Genomic DNA, 3,371 nt, shown 5'->3' with positions numbered 1-3,371 from the left:
CGACGGCAACCTCTATAGCTGGGGAAACACAACCAACGGGGCGCTGGGACGAGAAACCAACCAAACGCCAGAAAACCGGCCAGGCATTGTCACCCCGCCGACAGGCGTCCGCTTCACCCAGTTCAGCGCAGGCACTGATTATTCCCTGGCCCTGGGCTCGGACGGCAACCTCTACAGCTGGGGAAACAACAGCTCCGGCCAGCTCGGCACCGGCAGTACTGATTATTCTCCGCATAGCACGCCGAGCAAGGGGTCCATGCCGGCAGACGGCACGAAATTCACCCAGATCAGCGCAGGAAACGATTATTCCCTGGCCATGGGAACGGACGGCAACCTCTACAGCTGGGGGTACAACGGTACCGGGGCGCTGGGACGAGAAACCAACCAAACGCCAGAAAACCGGCCAGGCATTGTCACCCCGCCGACAGGCGTCCGCTTCACCCAGTTCAGCGCAGGCACTGGTTATTCCCTGGCCCTGGGCTCGGACGGCAACCTCTACAGCTGGGGAAACAACGGTACCGGGGAACTGGGCATAGGCGGTGCTGATTCCAATCAACATAACACGCCGAGCAAAGGTTCCATGCCGACAGACGGCACGAAATTCACCCAGATCAGCGCAGGATACTATCATTCCCTGGCCATGGGAACGGACGGCAACCTCTACAGCTGGGGAGACAACTCCCTAGATCAGCTGGGACGCGCCCTCACCAACGCGTTGAACGACGGTACGCCCCGCAAAGTGAATCCGCCTATAGGCGTCCTACGATTCACCCAGGTCATCGCAGGTGGCGATAATTCCCTGGCCATGGGAAAGGACGGCAACCTCTACAGCTGGGGAGACAACAGCAAAGGCCAGCTGGGACGCAGCGCCAGCAGCACGCAAGACGGTACGCCACGCAGAGTGGCCATGCCGGCCGGCATCACAATTACCCAAGTCAGAATCGAAGGCGGCTATTTAGGGGGCTATGCCCTGGGCTTGGGATCGGACGGCAACCTCTACAGCTGGGGAGACAACAGCAAAGGCCAGCTGGCACGCACCCCCACCAGCGCCACGCCAGCCAACCGGCCAGGCATGGTCGCCTTCCCCGAGTCTCCCAGGCCGACCGGCGTCAGCTTCGGCGGGACAGCGGGCACGAATCTGACCGCAAACACGGGCGGCACCTGGAGCGTGATCACGCCCCCGCATGCAGGAGGCAAGACGGACGTGACCGTCTCCTGGAGCAGGAACGGCCAGCAGCCCGACGCGCACCTGGACTACACCTATATCAACCCCCACACGGTCACCTTCGACAGCGCCGGCGGCAAGCCGGCCCCAGGCCAGCAGCAGATCACCATAGGCAAGCAGGCCACACGCCCAATCACAGACCCAGCCAAGGACGGCTTCCTGTTCGACGGCTGGTTCCTCAAGGATGCCAAGGGCGATTCCAAGGTGGCGTATGATTTCAGCCAGCCGGTCACCGGAGACATCACCCTGGTCGCGCATTGGAGCCCCGCGGACACCGGCGGCTGGTCGATCAGGCCAAGCAAGGGCAACGCGATGGGCGGCCAGCAGACCACCATCACCCCGCCCAAGCTGAGCCGCGGCATCCGCTTCAACCAGACAAGCGTCGGCAACCCAATATATGGCTTCTCCATAGCCATAGGGGTGGCCAGCGACGGGAACGCCTACGCATGGGGAAGCAACCAGTCCGGGCAGCTGGGCCAGGATCCAGAGAAGACAGACATGCAGAAGACGCCGACCAGAGTCCCCCTGCCGGATGGCGTGGCCTCCGGGTTCACCTACACACAGGTCGCGGCAGGCGGGAACCACGTGCTGGCCATCGGCAGCGACGGTATCGTCTACAGCTGGGGGGCCAACGACCACGGCCAGCTCGGCAACGGCAGACAGGACGCAAATGCCCATCCCAGTCCGATGCCCGTCAAGAGCGCGGACGGCCAGCCCTTCAAGGCCGTCCAGATCAGCGCCGGCACCTCCGACTCGGCGGCCATCAGCCCGGATGGGCGCGTCTACACCTGGGGCAGCGAAGGAAAAAACATATCCGTGTATAGCACGCCCAAGCTGACGCCGACCCTGGCCAAGGACCCCAACGGCTCCGGCCAGGGGCTGCACGCGGCCCAGGTCAGGGCTCATTGGGGCTTCATCATGGCCCTGGACACGGACGGCAACGTATACACGTGGGGATACAACAACTACGGGCAACTCGGCAACGGCACAGCCACGGGAGACGACAGCCAAACATATGCTGCCGACCCAGCACGCGTGCCCGACCCCAAGGATGCCAGCAAGGCCTTCAAAGCCACGCAGATCAGCGCCGGAGCCTTCCACGCCCTGGCCATCGGCCAGGACGGCACAGCCTGGGTCTGGGGCGACAACCGCTGGGGGCAGCTGGGGGACGGCACGACAACCAGCCGTCCCACGCCCAAACAGGTAGGAAACCCCACAAACTCCAGCCAGCCATTCCAAGTCGCGCAGATTAGTGCCGGTTGGGTCTACTCTTTGGTCGTCGACCGGAGCGGCGTAGCCTGGGCATGGGGGTACAACTACGAGGGCGAGCTGGGCGACAACACCACCGACTACAGGTACACCCCCACACGTGTATCGCCGCCCGCAGGCCAGGGCAACGCCGGCACTGGGCTCGCAACGGCACGAATCAGCGCAGGAGCAAGCAATTCCATGGCCATCGGCCAGGACGGCAACACGTACGCATGGGGAGACAACAGGTATGGCCAGCTTGGCAACGGGAGTCTGACGCAAAGCAGCACCCCGACCTTGGTGGCGTTCAACTCGGTGCTGCTGATCACCGGCGTCAAGTTCGACCAGGCGACAGTCGACTCCCTGCAGCAGAATGCCGACGGATCCGTCACCCTGACCACGCCTGCTCATAATCCTGGGCAGGCTGATGTGGTCGTGGACTGGACCCTGGGCGGCGCCGCCCAGACACCAGCCCAACTTGATTACACCTATGAAGGCACCCTGCCCCTGACGGGCGGCAATGGCACCATGATCCTCCTGTTCGCCGCCGGGCTGCTCGCCGCAGCCGGCGCCGTCGCAGCCGGACGCCACCGGCGCGAAGCCTACGCCCTGCAGGTCTAGAATCTTCACCCGAGTAAGCAGCCAGGCCGCATCCCAAGACGGCCCGGCCAACCAGGGTGGCCCCGCCAATCCCCCAACACAACGGAGCCACCCATCTCTTTTTTACCCCTTCCTAGACAGAAAGCCTTACAATCCGGAATTTGACATAACATTTTTTACTTGATTTATCCGGGTGTTGCTTCCGTTTTGGCCCGACCCTATATGCTAACGTTTGTCTAGCTACCGGGAATGTGCCCGGCACGCAGTCGATGAAAAACTTGGGATTTTCATCATTTGA

Annotated in this window: 1 protein-coding gene; it reads left to right on the top strand. The window is 62.9% G+C overall.

Going from position 1 to position 3,371, the window contains the following annotated elements; genetic code table 11:
- The coding region (locus AC0AP0_RS10625; protein ID WP_490430436.1) for an RCC1 domain-containing protein at nucleotides 1–3,094 on the top strand (3,094 nt) is incomplete at its 5' end.
- Between the last annotated feature and the right edge of the window lie 277 nt (nucleotides 3,095–3,371).

The organism is Bifidobacterium sp. POST2/T3 (B1) (genome assembly GCF_058197115.1).
This window is presented reverse-complemented; position numbering and strand designations above follow the sequence as displayed.